Source organism: Selenomonas sp. ND2010 (assembly GCF_000702005.1).
GTDB lineage: Bacteria > Bacillota > Negativicutes > Selenomonadales > Selenomonadaceae > Selenomonas_A.
The window spans coordinates 1-17,277 of the sequence record NZ_JNKI01000038.1 but is presented as its reverse complement, the minus strand read 5'-3'; the positions used below and the strand labels follow the sequence as shown (position 1 = coordinate 17,277).

Genomic DNA, 17,277 nt, shown 5'->3' with positions numbered 1-17,277 from the left:
CTGAGGATGTGGCGAGTTTCCCGAGCTTCACCCTCCGAGGGCATAGTAGCTTCGTGCCGACTCTAACCGAGGCGGCGGGGGCCCCAGTACCATAAGCGTAGCCTTGACGTTCCGCGTGAAGCAAGAAATTTTTGCCTGCGTTCTCGTTGGAAAAGCAGTTTCGTTCAAGCGAAGCGCGTTTAACTGTTTTCCAACTCTTAATTAAAAGGCAAAAATTTCTTGTAGCGGGTTGTCACCGGTGGAGCGTTGGTACTGTGGCCCTCGCCGCCGGTGATTTACCTCGAACATGAACTGGGTACTACTCCCCTGCAAACTGTAATTTGTAAAAAGTGCGTAGATAAATTCATAGAAGCCTCCATAAGGTAGATGAATCGATCTTATGGAGGCTTCTATATTTTATGTCAATATAAAGTTTTTTTCACAGTCCCTCTTGATAATTATTTCTCTTCCTTATCATCCACCGTCAGACGAAATGCCGGAATCGCAAAGGCTCCGGAAGACTTCTCCTCCGTCTTGGCAGCCGGCTTACTCATAAAAGCTGGTGTATCTAGGGAAAAGGTCTCTTTTTTCACTTTGCTCTCCGGAACTGTTACCGTCGGAGATTTCATCACGACACTGTCGACAAAATCCGTAGCAATAATCGTCGCCTGAACCTTGCCTCCCATCGAGTTATCGATGACCGTTCCCAAGATGATATTGACTTCCTCATCCGAGTTATCCATGATGTAACGAGTCGCCTCATCCACATCGTAGAGACTCAGACTGCTGTCGCCCGTAAGGTTGAGGATAACTCCCCGTGCCCCCTTGAGTCCTTTTTCGATAAGCGGGCTCTCGGCGGCAGCTTTTACCGCATCCATAGCACTGCGGTTGCTGCTGCCAATTCCCAAAAGCGCGTCACTGCTGTCGCTCTGCCGGAAGATTGTCGTAACATCCGCAAAATCAACATTGATGACACCCGTGGTAAGAATCAGTTCCGCTACGCAATTAATGGCCTGTTTGAGCACCTTATCGGCTGCCTCAAAGGCCGAAACCAGCGTCATCCGGCGGTTTTCCGGCAGCTTCATGAGATTGTCATTCTCTACCGCAATCAACGCATCCATCTGAGACTGCATCTTTACGATACCTTCCATAGCCGTACGCTTTTTGCGATTTCCTTCAAAGGAAAACGGAACGGTTACGACGCCGACCGAGAGCATTCCCATTTCCTTCGCCATCCGGGCTACCACCGGTGCCGCACCTGTACCAGTGCCACCACCCATACCAGCCGTGATAAAGACAAGGTCCGCACCATTTAGCGCATCCTTGATTTTCTTTTCTTCGGCCTTTGCCGCTTTTTCACCCAGCGCTGCATCACCACCGGTTCCGCGTCCACGCGTCAATGATTCACCGATTTGAATACAGCGAACACCTGCCTGGTCTACCAGCTGTAACTGCTTGGCATCCGTATTGATGGCAATGAGCTCAATCTCTAAATCGTTATGCTGTCCCATGCGCATAAGAACGCTATTGCCGCCGCCACCGACGCCAAACACCTTGATTTTGACTTTTGGTTTTATGATTGATGTTTCATCTGCTGTCATGGAACATTCCCCTCTCATTTCAACATACTTTTATAATTATTCTCCATAATCAGGGGCTATTCCTGCCTGTCGCGCAAGAAAAGTCATCATACCTATTTCCCTATTAAATAAAGAAGGCAGGACTGCCTATCGATAAGCAATCCTGCCTCCCCCTCTCCATCTGTCCATCCACAGTCAGCTGAAGAGAAATACCGCCAAACAAGCCAGAACAATCTTCAAGCTGTCAAGCTTCACGCCAAACACTCCCTAACTTCGCATCCAGCTTAATCTTCGCATCTAGCAATAGGTTTACCGTTTATACCGATTATACACTTGTGCCTGCAAAATTTCAATGCCTAAAAAACAAAAAGAAAGGGGCTGTGAAATTACCGTTTGCCGGGTAGCAGTACCAAGTTCGTGTTCGAAGCCAATCGCCGGCGGCGAGGGCCCCATTACCAACGCTCCACCGGTGACAACCCGCTACATCCTCAGCCACCGCTAGGGGCAGTGCCATAAACGAAGCGTTTGATGCTTTCCGTGAAGAACGAAATTTTTATCCTCACCGTTCGTCGAAAAATTGCTACCGTTCAAGCGAAGCGCGTTTTGCAACTTTTTCGATGCTTAATTAAGGATAAAAATTTCGTTTAGAAAAACATCTCCCGCGTAGTGTTGGCACTGCCCCTAACGGCGGCGAAGAGTTGCTTCGAATGAGATTCGTGTAACCTGCAAACGGTAATTTGTAAAAAGTGCGTGGATAAATTCATAAAATATAAAGGGATTTTTCACAGCCTCTTCCTTTTTTAGGCAGCTTTCTTTTCCGCCACTGCCGGCAAATCCTTGGGCAGTTTATCATAAGCGCCAATCGCTTCTTCAAAACGCTGCTGCACGTCCTGCAAGCGATAAAGGCCGTCTTTATTTTCCTTCAAGCCCTTGAGCTTGACCGGATAAATTTTCGGTGGGTTGTTGAGGTCTAACATCTCACGATCACGGAGCTGGCTGGTCGACTGATAAACCATATTGAGCGATGCATAACTTGCACCATCTTTGCCCGCCCATTTTTCCACAACCAGTTTGCAGCCGATTGGTGTCTTCTTCTCAATGCTGTCCGGAAGCTCGTACGGCTCTGCATCGAGAGCAGCCAGAACACTGGCGATATTGGAATCATGTCCACACAGGAACGTAAATTTACGGTCTTTTAAGGACAATTCCTTATGCATCTCCTGCAGTAGCGGATGGGCAACATTTACCGCGACGGACGGTGCCGTGAACAATACATCGCCATAGATATCCTTGACACTGGCGATCGTTTCCCACTCGCTTTTCTTGAGTTTGTGCCCAAAAGCCGCCTTCACAGGGTCTTTCTCTTCATAATACTGCAGAATAAAGGCATCACTGGCAGAATTGGCCTGTTTTAACGAACCTTTCATTGCCGGTTCCTTATTCACATCTAAAATGATCTTCAAATCGTCATCCCGGAATTTTGTCATACCATCTTTTTTCGCTGCCGGAGATTTGGCCAGATCTAAAACTTTTTCCATTAAGCGGTATTGCTTATCCATATTTTTGCCGATTCCCTGCAGGCCGTCTTTTCCTCCCATGGCACTGATTTCCTTCATTGCCTGAGTCCGGAATGCCTCGCTGACGAAGGTCAGCTGTGGATTAAACACCGGGTCCATCTTGCTCGGCGCATATTTATGTTCGATTTTGACATTTGCCACCGGAAGCATACCACTGGAGAAATACTGTGCCGTAGCAATAGTGCGCTGCATAGAATTGGCATAGAACCGCACCACGCCATTTTCTGGCTGATAATTTTCCGGCATCAAGCCTTCTGCCACCGCATATTTGCGGAAATACTGGCCCATCATCGTCTCGAGTTCGCCACCGCGCAGGGAAAGCTCACTGGGTGCCGAAGTCCAATTGAACCAGCTGTGCGGCGTCAGATTGGCAAGCGCCGACCCATTGCCGCTTAATGGCGAACGGATATTATGGCGGCTCAGTACCACCATTTCCTGCAGCTTGTACTGGGATTCAAAGGAATCGGAATGCGGTGCTGCCGCCACAACAGTTCCGGCAGCCATAAGGGTCAGACAACAAAGCGAAGTCAAACGTTTCAACATAAATACTTCCTCCTAAACAGTATTCCCAAAAGGCAGTTTTCAGCGCTGAATTCTTTATCTGTCTGCATTTTAGCAAATATCCCTCGTAGGAACAATACTAAATAATACACATTTATCCCTTATTTTGAACCCGCCTTATCCATCCTTTCTGCCTTCGCCCGGCAGCATCTCCCCCGGCGCCATCCCCAGGTATTTCTTGAACACCTGACAGAAATTCTTATAGTCACTAAACCCGCATTCTTCGGCCACTTCATAGATGCGCCAGGTTCCCTCTTTGAGCATGACAATACTCTGCTGCAAGCGGTATTTGGCGAGCAGGCTGCTGAAGGTATTCTCCGTCTCCTCCTTTAATTTCCGCGACAGATAGCTGACCGATACCTGCTGCTTATCGGCAATCGGTTCAAGGCTGATGCGCTGCTGCCAATTTTTTTCAATCACCTCCATGACCACTCGTACATAAGGGTTCTGACTTCTCTTGGCTTGGGCTAATTCTTCAGCAAAAGGCAGCGATGTTTCGCCCCGTTCCTCTGCCAGCCGTTTCATAACAGCTGACAGCTCATCTTCATCCACCGGCTTTAACAGATAATCATCCACATGGAGCCGCATGGCCTCCCGGGCATATTCAAAATCAGCATGACTGGTCAAAAAAATCACCTGAATTGACGAGTCAATTTCCTGCAGTTTTCGTGCCAATTCCAAACCGTCCATAACCGGCATCCTCACATCGGTCAGGACCACATCGGGAGACACTTTAGAAATCACAGCTAGTGCTTCCTCGCCATCAGCCGCACTGCCACGCACTTCAGCCCCCATCTCCTGCCAGTCGATTGTTTCTATCAACCCCCGCCGAATGATATCTTCATCTTCTACGATTACCAGTTTCAGCATTTTTTCCTTCCCCCCCTGATAATTGGCAGCACCAATACGACCTCCGTTCCGCCGCCTTCCCGTTGTTTCACCTGAACGCCATACGGTTTCCCATACATCAGGCGGATACGCCGATGGATATTATAGACCCCCATATGGACCGAATCGTTCTCCTCCGAATCCAACAACGCCTGCAAACGAGCAAAAGTTTCTGCATCCATCCCGCGCCCCCTGTCCCGGACGTGAATCTGCAACATGTCTTCGCCCAGTTCCGCCTCCAGCGAAATCGTAATCCGCCCCTTGGCATCAGCCCCGTATTTGACCGCATTTTCTAAGGCCGGCTGAAAAATCAGCTTAGGAATCTCACAGGTAAGGCTGTTCGGGTCCACGTTTTCCCGATAGTCCAAGCGATTGCTGAAACGAAGCTGCTGGATTTCCACATAACCACGCACGTAAGCCAAATCATCTGCCAGGCTCACCCGTCGAACCGTATTATTGATGCTGTATCGCAAAAGTTTCGACAGCGATTTTATCATGCGCATAGCTGCATCGCTGTCCAATTTCACCATAAATTTAATGTTCTCCAGGGTGTTGAACAAAAAATGTGGATTGAACTGAGACTCCAACTGACGAATTTCCGAAATCACCGAGGCCTTGGCCTCTTCTTCGTTCTTCTTCATTAATTCCTGCAGACTTCGGGTCATGTGTTCATAAGCCTCCTGCACCACGGCCAGTCCACTTGACGGCTGCAGATTAAGCGGATGCGTCCAATCTCCAGTTTTCACGGCTGCAAACGCCTCCACGAGTTCATCGATGGATTTTGCCTTTCCCCGGCTTTCCCGCAACACACTGACGCCAATAATCGGCACCATCAAAATAAAGAGGGCCACCAAAAAGCCTGCACCGAGCACATAACGGGAGAGCAGATTCGTAACCGGCGTAACGGACAAGACCAAAAAACCATGGCCAACCACCTGCCCCGTCGAATAGTAAAGCTGCTGGTCGTAATGAACCAAGGATGCCTTATTATGCCGAAAAACCGCCGGAACTTTTCCTCCGGCCAGCTGCTGATTCCAAGGAAAGAGCAAATTATCATATTGGTCAAGCAAAATCGCATCCTGTTTGCCCCCATTGAGTTGATTCTGCAAAGCGTCCCCCGGAAGCACCAGCAGGATAAAGCCTTCCACTTTTCCTGCCGTTTTCAATGCCTTTCCCATGAGAAGATACCGATTCATCCGATGGCTATAGCCCGCCAATTCTGCCTGCATCTCATCAGGCGATTTCACCATGCGCTTTAAAATTCCCCATTCCTCGGATAAATCCTGCAGACCGGTGGGCAACTGATTCCGTGTGCCAGCCAACACCTTTCCCTGGGTGTCCAGCAAATAAAATTCCAAACCGGGCACCGTATTATCCATCTCCGGATACACCGCAGCCATAATCTCGGCCCGGCTTTTCCCGTCATGCTGAATTTTCTCGATACTCCTCGGGTGGGTCTCCCATTGCTCAGCAATCCGATCCACCCGTTTTTCGCCATCTTCCAGGAGCAGCTGTATCCCACTGACCAGCTGCTGGCGATGGCGGGCATTGTCTTCCACTACATAATGCTGCCAGCTGCCCATAATCAAAAGCAGCCCCGCAACGGTCAACAGCAGCACGGGAAGAAGTGCATATTTCCACAAGGCCTGCCGCAGTTCATCTTGAAATTGATGCATCGCGCTTCTCCTTATCCCTTCTTACCATGAAAAATCATGCGAAACCGTTCCAGCCATTCTTGCCGAATCTCCTCTGTATCCCCAGCATTCGCTGAAATCATCACGAGATCATCCTTCTCCTGCAAACCTTCCGGTGCCGCTACATCCTTGCGCACGCTGCGCCGATGAAGATTTCTGGCAATAAAGGACTGCGCCCCATGCCCTGTGATAAAATCCACAAACTGCTTCGCCGCTGCCAGGTGTTTGGCATTCCGGACGATATACACACCATCCGGTTCACTGATGACACCTTCCTTCATATATACGATTCGCACAGGCGCTCCGCTGCGCTGATAGGTAAGAGCTGCTTCCTCGAAGGTACAGCCAACCACATAACGCCCCCGCGCCACCCCATCATAGACAGCTGCTGAGCTTTCCAACAGGCTCCCATCCAGATTATCCGCCAGGGAGCGGATATAATCCCAGCCATCTTCTGGATTTCCCTTCCCCATCGCATAAAGCATATTGATCAGCTGCTCATAAGAGGACGACGATAACGCAGGATCCGCCATGGCGATTTTTCCATGCAGACGCGGATTTAACAAATCCTCATATCCTTCAATCTTCCCCTCCCCAGCCAAGTCAGTATTTACCAGCAGGACACTGGGGACATCGGTAAACCGTGTCATATAGCCCTCTCGATTCTGGAATTCCGGCCGCATCATAGTTTCATTGATTGATTCATAGGCGGCAAACAAGTCCGCATCAGGCTTTATCATGGAAACCGAACCACCCCAAAGGATATCCGCCTGCGGATTTTCCTGCTCCTCCCGAACCCGCTGCAACAGCTTTCCCGTACCGCCATTTACCAGACGAACTCGAACGCCTGCCTCCTTTTCAAACTCATCCAATAGCGGTTGCGTAAACTCCGCCGGATGGGGCGAATAAACTACCAGCTCAGGCAAATCATCGGTCGTTTCTTTCTCCCGATCCAGCAACTGCCAACTGCCCATTACCACGCTCCCTGCTGCCAGCACCAAAAGAAGCAATACAAACCGCCAGCGCTTTTCGTTTCCCATCTTCTCTCCCCTCCTTATCGCTTTTTTCCCGCAAACAACAGGCGAGACTGCGTAACCAAAACCCCCGTCATCATAAGCACACAGCCTGCAATCTGCATACTGCTCATAATCTCTCCGAGAATAAGCCAGCTCGACACAGCGCCAAAGACTGCTTCAAAGCTCATGACAATCGCTGCCGGCCCTGGGTCGGTGTATTTCTGGCCAATGATCTGCAGGGTAAACGCTACCCCGCCTGACATGACGCCACCATAAAAAATAGCAAACCAGGCAGCGACAATCGGCTCCCAGCGAATCGACTCAAACAACAATGCTGCTAAGGTGCTTCCCAACCAGCAAACCGCAATTTGAGCCACCGACAATTCGATGGCATCCACGCGCTCGGCATAACGGTCAATAAACAAAATCTGAGCCGCCCAAAACAGCGCACTTATAAGGACCAAACCATCGCCAAAACTCAATGAAAATTCGCCATGAATAGAAAGCAGATAAAGACCGGCCAGCGCAATTCCTGCACCAGCCCAATTTTCGCCAAAGATTTTTTTGCCAAGCAGCGCCGCCCCCATCGGAACCAGGATAATATACAACGCGGTAATAAAAGCGGTTTTCCCAGCAGTCGTATAGAGCATTGCCACCTGTTGCAGCGAAGTTCCTACAAACATAATTGCGCCTGCGCCAAAGCCGGCCCGCCACCCCGGATGATACGTTCCCCTTTCTTTTTCCTGCGCCCGCTTTTTCCCCCGCAGCCGCCAAAGCCCGATTAAAAACAAAAAACCAAGAAAATAACGTGACATCGCATAAGTAAAGGGGCCCAAATCTTCCATTCCCACCATCTGAGCCACAAAAGTAGTTCCCCAGATGAACGCCGCTGTTAACAACAGCAGCAAACCTTTTAACTGCATAATAACTCCTCAATCCCCATAGGTTACTCCGCTTCCTGATGGTCGCGGAAATAATTGATTGTAAATTGCTGAAAACAAATTGCCGCTGGTGTCAAAGGCCGCCGAGTATTCCAGGCGATTCCCACTGCTCGTTTGCAAGCTGGAAAAGACACCGGAATGTAACTGACCCCCATCTGTTCCGTACAAGGAATATGCGGCAGCAGACTGACACCAAGTTTTGCCGCCACCAAAGAAATCAGATTGTGGACCTCATCGCCTTCAAAAATGACTTGTGGCTGACTTTCCGCCAAATCCAACAATTGATTGACCTGCTGCCGAAGGTTATACTCCGTCTTCAAGGTAATGAAGGGCTCCCCATCAATTTCTTCCAACCGCACGGTCTCCCGCTGCGCCAAGGGATGCGAATCCGGGACCACTAGGAAAAGCTCCTCTGACCAAAGATACATCCAGGCTATATCATCACCATTAAGCATCGAACAAAGGCAGATATCCGTATCGCCCTCCATGATTTCTTCTGACATCACCGCCGAATTTTGCTGATTCAGCTTAATGCCAACATGCGGATAACGCGCATGGAACCGGCTGAGGATGAGTGGCAGATAGGTATCCCCTAGCGAATGAAGGAACGACACGCTCACCGTTCCTTCGCCACCGTTATCCATCTTGATTTCCTGCCTGGCAACCTCCATCTCGCGAAGTACCCGGTCCACATGAAACAAGAATTTTTCTCCTGCTTCCGTAAGTTCCGTCTCTTTTCCATGACGATTGAGCAAGGTCGCCCCAAGTTCCTGTTCCAATTTGGCAATGGAGCGGCTCAGCGCGGATTGAGATACCAAAATGGATTTTGCTGCCTGTGTAAAATTTTTATGACGTGCCAAAGCCTGAAAATATTTTAATTGCGTTAACTCCATTGTCGTTATGTCTCTCCTCCAACCATTTGACCGGTCAATTTTGCATTATATGCATAACAATATCTCGACAAATCTATTATACGAAGTAAAATCTGCTCTTTCAAGAAATGAGTGCTGTTTTCGATGATTTTTATGCATAATTACTGTGAAATTTTCTCATATTCGCTTTGTTTTTTGAAAATTAATTGTCAATATGCATGTTTTGCATATTACCTGTGCCTATTATGCATTAGACATTGTCTGCCGCCCCTCCTATAATGACTGATTGAAACTTGTAGTTTATATATGATAGAAGGGTGAATCTATGACCAGTCAGATTTCACGAGATTACATTCATGAGCTAAGCGTCACAGCTCATGTCGACGCAACGGATGCGGCAGACTTTCTTCGAACATTGCCCTTCCCCGTCTGCCGTCCTTTCCGGTGCCGGCATGCCGTGCGAAAGGAGACTTTATCCATGTCATCTGTTTCTGAAGCAGCTCCAGAAAGCCTCTGGAGCAAAGATTATGTTTTCGATATTGGCATCAATTTTCTTGTTTACAGCGTTCATTTCCTATTGATGCTTTGGTCTACGGCTTATGCCATCCATACCTGGAATGCCTCCATCGGTATGGCCGGCCTTGCCTCCGGCCTCTTTATTGTGGGCGCACTTTTCGCCCGCATTCCCGCAGGGCGCTTTATCGACTTTGTCGGCCGCCGCAAAATGTTTTTAGGCGGGACCTCCCTGTTCTTCCTGTTGGTATTATGCTATGAACTAGCCCCAACCCTCGGAACCTTTATGGTGGTTCGCTTTCTTCATGGCCTGGCCTTCGGGACTACTTCCACCGCGGCCAGCACTGTTGTTGCCGCCCTGGTTCCCCTAAAGCGCATGGGAACCGGCATTGGCTACTTCACCCTGGGAGTTACGCTGGCATCAGCCATTGGTCCGTTCCTGGCTATGAATATTACCCAAGCCGGTGCTTTTAGTCTCGGCATTGAAATTTGCTCCGCAGCAACATTCGTGATTTTCCTTCTTTCCTTTTTCCTCAAAACGCCGGAACGTGTCATTCTCCCCTCGGAACGGGAAGACTTGCATCATATTTCCTTTGACCGCTTTTTCTCCATAAAGGCACTTGGCATTTCTACCATTGCCTTCATGGGCGGCGTATGCTATTCGACGGTCTTGAGCTTTCTGGGAGCTTATACCAATGCCATTGGCGTAACGGGTATCGGGGCCACTTGTTTCTTCCTCTGCTTTGCCGCGACTTCCTTTATCAGCCGTCCACTTACCGGCTTCCTGCTGGATAACTACGGCGGCAACATCGTCATCTATCCGTCACTGCTTTGCATGGCCATCGCCATGAGCATCATCGCGCGGGCTTCCTCCGATATTCCACTGTTAATCGGAGCCTTGTTCCTCGGCTTTGGCTACGGCACCGTGACCGCTTCCTGTCACGCCCTTGCCGTCCACTGTGCCCCGATGCATCAAGTCGGCATCGCTACCAGCACCTATTTCGTCCTGCTCGATTTGGGCATCGGCGTCGGACCTTATACCTTAGGGAGCTTCGTCCCAGACTTTGGCTTTCAAGTCGTATACATGGGCGCTGGAGCCATTGCTCTCCTCGGTATCGGACTTTATTACTATCTGCTGGGGCGTCATCATCGTTTCACAAGGCATCAGATGGATCGCGATAGCGAAGCTAAGACTATAGTCGCACAACGCCGTCAACATTTTTACGAAAAACGACTTACCTTACAACATTGATTTACGGTTTATCCGCCAGGGAAAAGCTTCGAAACCGCTTTTCGAAACTTTTCCCTTATTTTTTATTCATTTTACATCTTGCGACTAAAGACCTATCTATGCTATAATCAATACATCCCTTGAGGATACAACCCCATTACGTATCTAAAAAGGTCCGTATACTTGGTATCATCCCCTTAGGGATTTTAGTCCTTTTTTTCTTTGGAGCTGGTATCACAAATCTTCTTTTTCGAGGTGATACCATGAATACGATGAAGACGATTCTTATGATAATTACTATCCTGGTCATGCTCATAATCGGCGGAACGATTTTAGCATTGTCCATGTATTCTTATCATTCCCAATCTTTCCATGCATTTAGCTTGGTTTCCCTTTTGCTGCTCCTATTTGGCAGCATTGAGATGCTACTCATCTGGAACCATCGCAGTGATAATGCATAAGTCCACAATCAACAGCATTCAACACAATTCACAACCAGTTCCGAATGATTGACAAAATCCAGTAAAAAAACTTAGGCCCGAAACCAAATTGGTTTCGGGCCTAAGTTTTTTAGCATATTCCCGTCAACATATAGAATAGAATACATAAGAACGGAACGAAAAATTTCAGCCCCATAATCACGGCAATATCGTAGTAGGAATCATTATGGGTAAGCCCACATATTGCCAGCAAGGTTACCAACGCACCACAATGTGGAACTGGATCGATGCCTACTGAAGCGATAGCGACAATGCGGTGCAGAACCTCCAACGGAATTCCTGCCGCCGCTGCCATAGCCGCCCATTGATCTCCCAATGCCGACAGGGCAATGGTCAGACCACCTGAGGCCGATCCCGTAATACCACACATGATATTCGTCGTTATGACCGCCGATAACAGCGGACCGAAGGAATCCGCAATACCGATCAGCCAATCAGTCACCGGCAGAAAACCTGGCATGGCCGTGATAACACAGCCAAAGGCGTAACCAGAAGCGACGTTTAACACCGCAGTTCCCGAGGAAAGCGCCGCGTAATTAATTGGTGCCAAAAAGCCATCCATAACCATAAAACGCTTGCGGCCAATATAGGCAGCAGCAAAGCTGCTCAGGATAAGGGCAACGCTAATCGACCAGATTGCCGATACCTTACCAACTTTGGCTGCCAACAGGGACAAATGAAGCGGCTTGAAGGCCTCAAGACTTTCTTCATTCCAATGAAAGCCCCATTCCCAGCCAAAGGGATTGGAAAGAATTACATTGATGACAATGACCATCAAAAGCGGCAGCAATGCCCAATACCAAGGAATGTGGATTTTCGGATTTCGCTTTTTACGCCCCTCGGTAACATGGTTGCCATAGCCCTCTCCCTGTGCTTTCAAAAGCTTTGCACGGCGTCCAATCCAACCCCAGCCAATCAACAGGAAGAGCAATGAAGCAAAGACACCGATTCCTGGAGCCGCCCAGGTGCTGGTCTGAAAATAGGACGACGGAATAATATTCTGGATTTGCGGCGTACCAGGCAAAGATACCATAGCAAAGGAGAAGATACCCACCCACAAAGCTGCTGGAAGCAGCCGCTTGGGAATATCCGCTTTCTTGAATACCACCGCACCAAACGGATACATGACAAAGGCAACAACGAACACACTGAGTCCGCCATAAGTCAGCGCACCGCAGCCCATCAGCACAGCCAGTATTGCCCGCTTTTCCCCAAGCACATCGACAATTTTAGCAGCTACCGCTGATGCCAGCCCGCCCTTTTCCATCAAACGTGCAAACACTGCACCAAACAAAAATACCGGGTAGTAGGTTTTGACGTATTCTGCCAGTCGCGTCATGTACAATTCACTGTACACCGGCAGAATATCAAACATGCTTGCCAAGGCTGCCAACCCCGCAAAGAACGGCGCAATCAGGATGATTGACCAGCCGCGGTAGGCAAAGTACATCAACCCCAGCAAAGCGACTGCGATACAAAATGCCTCCATGTAGTCCAAAGACTCCCTTCTGAAACAGGATTTAATAATAGAAACTTGTAGGAAATCGTAAACGGCGATAATTGAAAATAATAATTTTTTTACTCATAGGAAAAGCAGCCGGCATTTGACGTTTCGCAACCGACTGCTTTTTCGCTTGAATATCTTCACAATTATATTCTTTTCCGTTTACGCATTTTATATTAACATTAATGCCGTTTATTGTCAACGCAGTTGAGATACTTTTTGCACTAAATAGATAATTATCATAATCTTTCAATAATTATTTTACCCAAAAAAAGAACAGACCATATTCCTAACGTTATATCGAAAAATGGTCTGTTTCGTTTAATCGTTTGACTTATTCCTTTGTAGTGCCTTCCGCTTGGCCGCTTGTTTTGCCAAAAAGCGTTCCTTCAGGATAAGCTTATGCTCCATGCGCTGAACAAAATCTTTCGCATCGGCCAAATCCTGTTCATCGGGATGTGTGGAGGCCAACTTCCAGCGCTCGATGCTCTTTGCCCCGCCATGGGGATCATCGGGGCCGGCCTGAGCTCGCTTCTTTTGCATCGCCGGATTAATTTTCCCGCGACAACCAAAAGTTCCCAGGATTTCACAACCATCCCCCAAAAAATATCCAGCACGAGCAAACGAGGTAATCGCATGCTCGCTAGTCGGAGAAGTTCCATGGGTCTGAAAAAAGCATACGCGGACGTTTTGCACCGATGGCAGATATTTGAGCATCAAGGGATCTGGCTGTCCCAGTCGAAGCCAATACCCCAAAGCAACCACATCGTAGCCGGACACGTCCAACGGTGCATCCTGTACCCGAAACACATCAGCCTCACCAGCCTGCTCGGCAATCGCTTCCGCAATCTGCCGTGTGTTACCCGTAACAGAAGAATAAATCACTGCCCATTTTGTCATAAATACGCGCCTCCCTATTCTCTCCCCATAGTTTACCATACCCATAACCTTATTGCCGTGCGTTTTGTTACAGTTTCATTTTGTTTTTCCTTTCGATCACCGAGCGTAAAATTGTATCGTTTCTTTTCGTAAATTATGTTACAATTGAAGCAATCATTTTTATCAAAATCAATATCATTATAGAAAGAAGTGCTTTCCTTGAACGATTTACTTGCGAATCCGGCTGCTACAGCACTGCTGATTGGATTGCTAGCCCTGGTACTGGGGTTCATCCGCATCCGTCAGGAAGATCTCAGCACCCATACCATTATCTTTGCCGCTTTGATGCTGGCACTGGCGGTCATCCTGCAACAGCTCCGTCTCTTCCACATGCCGCAAGGAGGCAGTGTAACAGCCGGTGCCATGGTACCACTGCTGCTGATTGCCTACCGCTTCGGTCCCGGCATTGGTATGCTGACGGGATTCCTGTACGGAATGATAAATCTCCTACAGGATCCATTTATCCTCCATCCCGTACAGGTTCTCTTCGATTACCCACTGCCCTTCATGGCTATGGGACTTGCCGGCCTCAGTCCTCATCACCATTTTCTTGGTATGGCAGCTGCCTTTTTCGGACGCTTTGCCTGCCATTTTCTCTCGGGTGTTGTTTTCTTCGGCTCTTATGCTCCAGCAGGAACCTCCGTTTACCTCTATTCGTTTCTCTTTAACATCACCTATCTCTTGCCAGAATTTTTGATTTGCTGCCTGATTCTGAAGCTCTTGCCAGTCAAGCGGCTTGTTTCCGCTATGGAGGCCTCTTGATGATTCCTAGTACCCCACGCATAAATACTATGCTGTTGAGTGCTGGCCATATGCTCAACGATTTCTACTGCAATTTTCTCCCCATTCTGCTGCCTATCATCATGCCAAAATTAGGCCTTTCGCTTACCTTAAGCGGCCTTTTGGTAATGGTCATGTCAATTACCAGCAATATCTTGCAGCCTGTTTTCGGCTATTTTATGGACCGTCATAACTGGCAAAAAGTCCTGATTCCCGTTCTTCCCTTTGGCGCAGCCTGCATTTGTGTTATCGGCTTTGTCGAATCAAAAGCACTGTTATTCCTACTGATTGCCCTGACTGGTCTTTCGGTATCCTTATTTCACCCGCTCGGTTCGACTTTGGTGGAAAAATCTGTCGCGCCCCAGAATCTGGCTGGATCCATGTCCTATTATATTGCGGGCGGCAATTTTGGTTTTGCCTTTGCCCCTGTTGCCTTGGTTGCCTTTACAGAAACCCAGCCGCTAACCGCGCTGCCCTGGCTTATCCTGCCCAGCGTTCTCCTCGCCTGGATTCTGTCCTGCAGTGAACTTTCTACGATTTCCACGCGCCCCACTAAAATCAGCGCAGCCTCCCATCCGCCAAAACTGGCTGCTTTGCTTACCAACCGTGCTGTCGTCAAACTCAATCTTGCCATGGGATTGCGTTGCTGGACGCATACCTCGGTATCCACCTTTCTGCCCTTGCTATTGATTCATGCAGGCTGCAGTTCACTGCTCTCCGGCCTGCTGCTCACCCTATTCCTGGTAGGCTGCACGGCAGGTGGCCTCATTGGCGGCTGGGCTGGTGGCCGGCGACTGTCTCACAAGACCGTCATCATAGTCTCACTGCTGCTCGGCGCTTTGCCAACGTATTATTTTTTCACTCACGCCGGCACGAACTTGCTTGCACTCATCGCCTTATTTTTCTCGGGATTCTTCCTGCTGGCTCCCCAGCCCAGTTCCATCGTTTGGGCCCACAGCCTGATGCCTGGAAATGCCGGCATGGCTTCGGGAATGATGATGGGCTTGTCCTTCGGACTAGGCAGTATCGGCACAGCACTAACGGCCTGGATGGCCGACTTTATCGGTCTTTCCACCGCCCTGCTGCTAACCACGATTCCCATGCTGCTGTCCGCCTTAGTCGCCTTTCTCACCCCACAAAAATCTCGCTGACATTAAAAAATCCCGCATAAATCCGTACGACCGGTTTATGCGGGATTTTTCTATCCAAATGATCACGAAGCACCACGACAAAGGTCTATAACAGTATGCTCTAGAATCTCATTGCCGGCCTGCCCTGTCTTAAGCCAATAATCTGCATCGATGAGTTCAAGCATCGACCGCTTCAACACGGATTCCGGAAAACGCTGTGCGGCCCTCCCAAGCTTTTCGGCAATAAAAGGATTGAGCTCCAATGGCTTTGCCAACGCTTTGCCGCGAATCCCCTTCTCCTGCAGGACTTTCGCCTGCCAAAGCTGTCGAACATGACGGGTCAAAAGCGACAAAATCACCGTAAAATACGTGCCATCATCAAGCTGACGCCGCAAAAGCATCAACGCCTTCTGCGCATTTCGCTCGCTGATAGCATCCATCAAGGCGAAAATCGAAACCTCTGGAAGTCCGGCAAACACCTTGACCAAAGCCGCTTTTGTTATTCGGCGGTCTTCGGAAAACAGGGCCAGCTTATCAAATTCCCGATCGAGAAATTCCAAGGAAATCTGCTGCATCATACTGACAGCCCCTTGGAAATATGCATAGGCATCCCGGTCCATATCCCGATTCATCGCCTGCAATTTTCCCTGAAGCCAATCGTTGATATTCCAAGCACGGATGGCCTCTGCCTCTAACACCATGCCGCATTTCTCAACCATTTTATAGATTTTGCGCCGTTTATCCGCCTTCTCCGGCGATAGGAAAATCACATAACTGAATGGCGGCATATCGGCCAGCGTCTTCAACAAACGCTCCAGCTTCTTATCCTTAGCGGCCGACTGCTGCTCATCCTTTTTGCGATTGTCCTTGAACAAGGTCGTATTGCGAATCAGCAGCACATTCTTCGCCGTAAAAAACGGAGCGGTATTAATCATGCTGACCAAATCATCGGCATCGATCTCGCCATTTAGCTTCTGCACCGAATCTGCCGCTTCCTGCGAATCCGAAAACAAGCCCGCCATAATCTTTGCCAATGCTTTATCAATATAATAATGTTCCTCGCCTGCCAGCAGAAATACATGAGAATCCTGCTGGGGAAGCTTTACCATAAATTCGCCAAATTTCACAAACTGCACGCATCTTTCTCTGTTAAAATTCCATTTCGTACCTCCTATTATAACGCCGTTGTTCTAGTTTTACCACCGACAAATCAACGCACAACCATTGCGATAAACCAATCACACTACGGATACAACCAATTACAGTTTGCAGGGGAGTATTACCCAGTTCGTATTCGAAGCAAATCGCCGGCGGCGGGGGCCCAGTACCAACGCTCCACCGGTGACAACCCGCTACAAGAAATTTTTGCCTTTTAATTAAGAGTTGGAAAACAGTTAAACGCGCTTCGCTTGGACGAAACTGCTTTTCCAACGAGAACGCAGGCAAAAATTTCTTGCTTCACGCGGAACGTCAAGGCTACGCTTATGGTACTGGGGCCCCCGCCGCCTCGGTTAGAGTCGGCACGAAGCTACTATGCCCTCGGAGGGTGAAGCTTGGGGAAACTCGCCACAT

At 48.9% G+C, this 17,277-nt stretch carries 14 protein-coding genes; 4 read left to right on the top strand and 10 right to left on the bottom strand.

Annotated features, from left to right (window positions below):
- Positions 1-437: 437 nt before the first annotated feature.
- The 7 genes from ftsZ to T504_RS0111075 form a co-directional block, all read right to left on the bottom strand.
- Positions 438-1,580: a cell division protein FtsZ gene (gene ftsZ, locus T504_RS0111105; RefSeq protein ID WP_033171150.1), complete on the bottom strand. Its 1,143-nt coding sequence runs from the start codon at positions 1,578-1,580 to the stop codon at positions 438-440.
- A gap of 779 nt (positions 1,581-2,359) precedes the next feature.
- On the bottom strand, positions 2,360-3,679 hold the full coding sequence (locus tag T504_RS0111100) for a histidine-type phosphatase (RefSeq protein ID WP_081823440.1): 1,320 nt from the start codon (positions 3,677-3,679) through the stop codon (positions 2,360-2,362).
- 135 nt (positions 3,680-3,814) lie between these two features.
- Positions 3,815-4,567: a response regulator transcription factor gene (locus tag T504_RS0111095; RefSeq protein WP_033171149.1), complete on the bottom strand. Its 753-nt coding sequence runs from the start codon at positions 4,565-4,567 to the stop codon at positions 3,815-3,817.
- The gene (locus T504_RS0111090; protein ID WP_033171148.1) at positions 4,561-6,261 is read right to left on the bottom strand and encodes a sensor histidine kinase; all 1,701 of its coding nucleotides are present in this window, start codon (positions 6,259-6,261) and stop codon (positions 4,561-4,563) included. The genes T504_RS0111095 and T504_RS0111090 overlap by 7 nt, the downstream gene beginning before the upstream one ends.
- 11 nt (positions 6,262-6,272) lie before the next feature.
- The gene (locus tag T504_RS0111085; protein ID WP_033171147.1) at positions 6,273-7,319 is read right to left on the bottom strand and encodes an ABC transporter substrate-binding protein; all 1,047 of its coding nucleotides are present in this window, start codon (positions 7,317-7,319) and stop codon (positions 6,273-6,275) included.
- Between the two features lie 14 nt (positions 7,320-7,333).
- Positions 7,334-8,218 (bottom strand): DMT family transporter, encoded by an 885-nt coding sequence (locus T504_RS0111080; RefSeq protein ID WP_033171146.1) that lies wholly within the window; start codon positions 8,216-8,218, stop codon positions 7,334-7,336.
- 23 nt (positions 8,219-8,241) lie between these two features.
- A complete protein-coding gene (locus tag T504_RS0111075; protein WP_033171145.1) occupies positions 8,242-9,129 on the bottom strand; it encodes a LysR family transcriptional regulator in 888 nt (295 codons plus the stop codon).
- A 457-nt stretch (positions 9,130-9,586) separates the two neighbouring features.
- Between T504_RS0111075 and T504_RS0111070 the strand changes: the two genes are divergently transcribed.
- Together T504_RS0111070 and T504_RS0111065 are read left to right on the top strand one after the other, a co-directional pair.
- Positions 9,587-10,873, top strand: a complete 1,287-nt coding sequence (locus tag T504_RS0111070) for an MFS transporter (RefSeq protein ID WP_033171144.1) — start codon at positions 9,587-9,589, stop codon at positions 10,871-10,873.
- A gap of 242 nt (positions 10,874-11,115) precedes the next feature.
- A complete protein-coding gene (locus T504_RS0111065) occupies positions 11,116-11,313 on the top strand; it encodes a hypothetical protein (protein WP_033171143.1) in 198 nt (65 codons plus the stop codon).
- A 109-nt stretch (positions 11,314-11,422) separates the two neighbouring features.
- Here T504_RS0111065 and T504_RS0111060 read toward each other — a convergent pair whose 3' ends face one another.
- Together T504_RS0111060 and T504_RS0111055 are read right to left on the bottom strand one after the other, a co-directional pair.
- A complete protein-coding gene (locus T504_RS0111060) occupies positions 11,423-12,841 on the bottom strand; it encodes a GntP family permease (RefSeq protein WP_033171152.1) in 1,419 nt (472 codons plus the stop codon).
- 336 nt (positions 12,842-13,177) lie between these two features.
- Positions 13,178-13,756: a flavodoxin family protein gene (locus T504_RS0111055; protein WP_033171142.1), complete on the bottom strand. Its 579-nt coding sequence runs from the start codon at positions 13,754-13,756 to the stop codon at positions 13,178-13,180.
- A 198-nt stretch (positions 13,757-13,954) separates the two neighbouring features.
- Here T504_RS0111055 and thiT point away from each other — a divergent pair, with 198 nt between their 5' ends.
- Entirely contained in the window at positions 13,955-14,557 is a 603-nt protein-coding gene (gene thiT, locus T504_RS0111050; protein ID WP_369793643.1) for an energy-coupled thiamine transporter ThiT, read from the top strand.
- A complete protein-coding gene (locus T504_RS0111045; RefSeq protein ID WP_033171140.1) occupies positions 14,557-15,726 on the top strand; it encodes an MFS transporter in 1,170 nt (389 codons plus the stop codon). Before thiT ends, T504_RS0111045 begins: the two co-directional genes overlap by 1 nt.
- Before the next feature lie 62 nt (positions 15,727-15,788).
- Here the strand turns inward: T504_RS0111045 and holA are convergent, their stop codons facing one another.
- Positions 15,789-16,841, bottom strand: coding sequence for a DNA polymerase III subunit delta (holA, locus tag T504_RS0111040; protein ID WP_369793642.1), 1,053 nt, complete (start codon positions 16,839-16,841; stop codon positions 15,789-15,791).
- Positions 16,842-17,277 lie beyond the last annotated feature (436 nt).

Coding starts and splice junctions, on each gene's coding strand:
- ftsZ (WP_033171150.1), bottom strand. CDS start 1,580: ATGACAGCAGATGAAACATCAATCATAAAACCAAAAGTCAAAATCAAG.
- T504_RS0111100 (WP_081823440.1), bottom strand. CDS start 3,679: ATGTTGAAACGTTTGACTTCGCTTTGTTGTCTGACCCTTATGGCTGCC.
- T504_RS0111095 (WP_033171149.1), bottom strand. CDS start 4,567: ATGCTGAAACTGGTAATCGTAGAAGATGAAGATATCATTCGGCGGGGG.
- T504_RS0111090 (WP_033171148.1), bottom strand. CDS start 6,261: ATGCATCAATTTCAAGATGAACTGCGGCAGGCCTTGTGGAAATATGCA.
- T504_RS0111085 (WP_033171147.1), bottom strand. CDS start 7,319: ATGGGAAACGAAAAGCGCTGGCGGTTTGTATTGCTTCTTTTGGTGCTG.
- T504_RS0111080 (WP_033171146.1), bottom strand. CDS start 8,218: ATGCAGTTAAAAGGTTTGCTGCTGTTGTTAACAGCGGCGTTCATCTGG.
- T504_RS0111075 (WP_033171145.1), bottom strand. CDS start 9,129: ATGGAGTTAACGCAATTAAAATATTTTCAGGCTTTGGCACGTCATAAA.
- T504_RS0111070 (WP_033171144.1), top strand. CDS start 9,587: ATGTCATCTGTTTCTGAAGCAGCTCCAGAAAGCCTCTGGAGCAAAGAT.
- T504_RS0111065 (WP_033171143.1), top strand. CDS start 11,116: ATGAATACGATGAAGACGATTCTTATGATAATTACTATCCTGGTCATG.
- T504_RS0111060 (WP_033171152.1), bottom strand. CDS start 12,841: ATGGAGGCATTTTGTATCGCAGTCGCTTTGCTGGGGTTGATGTACTTT.
- T504_RS0111055 (WP_033171142.1), bottom strand. CDS start 13,756: ATGACAAAATGGGCAGTGATTTATTCTTCTGTTACGGGTAACACACGG.
- T504_RS0111045 (WP_033171140.1), top strand. CDS start 14,557: ATGATTCCTAGTACCCCACGCATAAATACTATGCTGTTGAGTGCTGGC.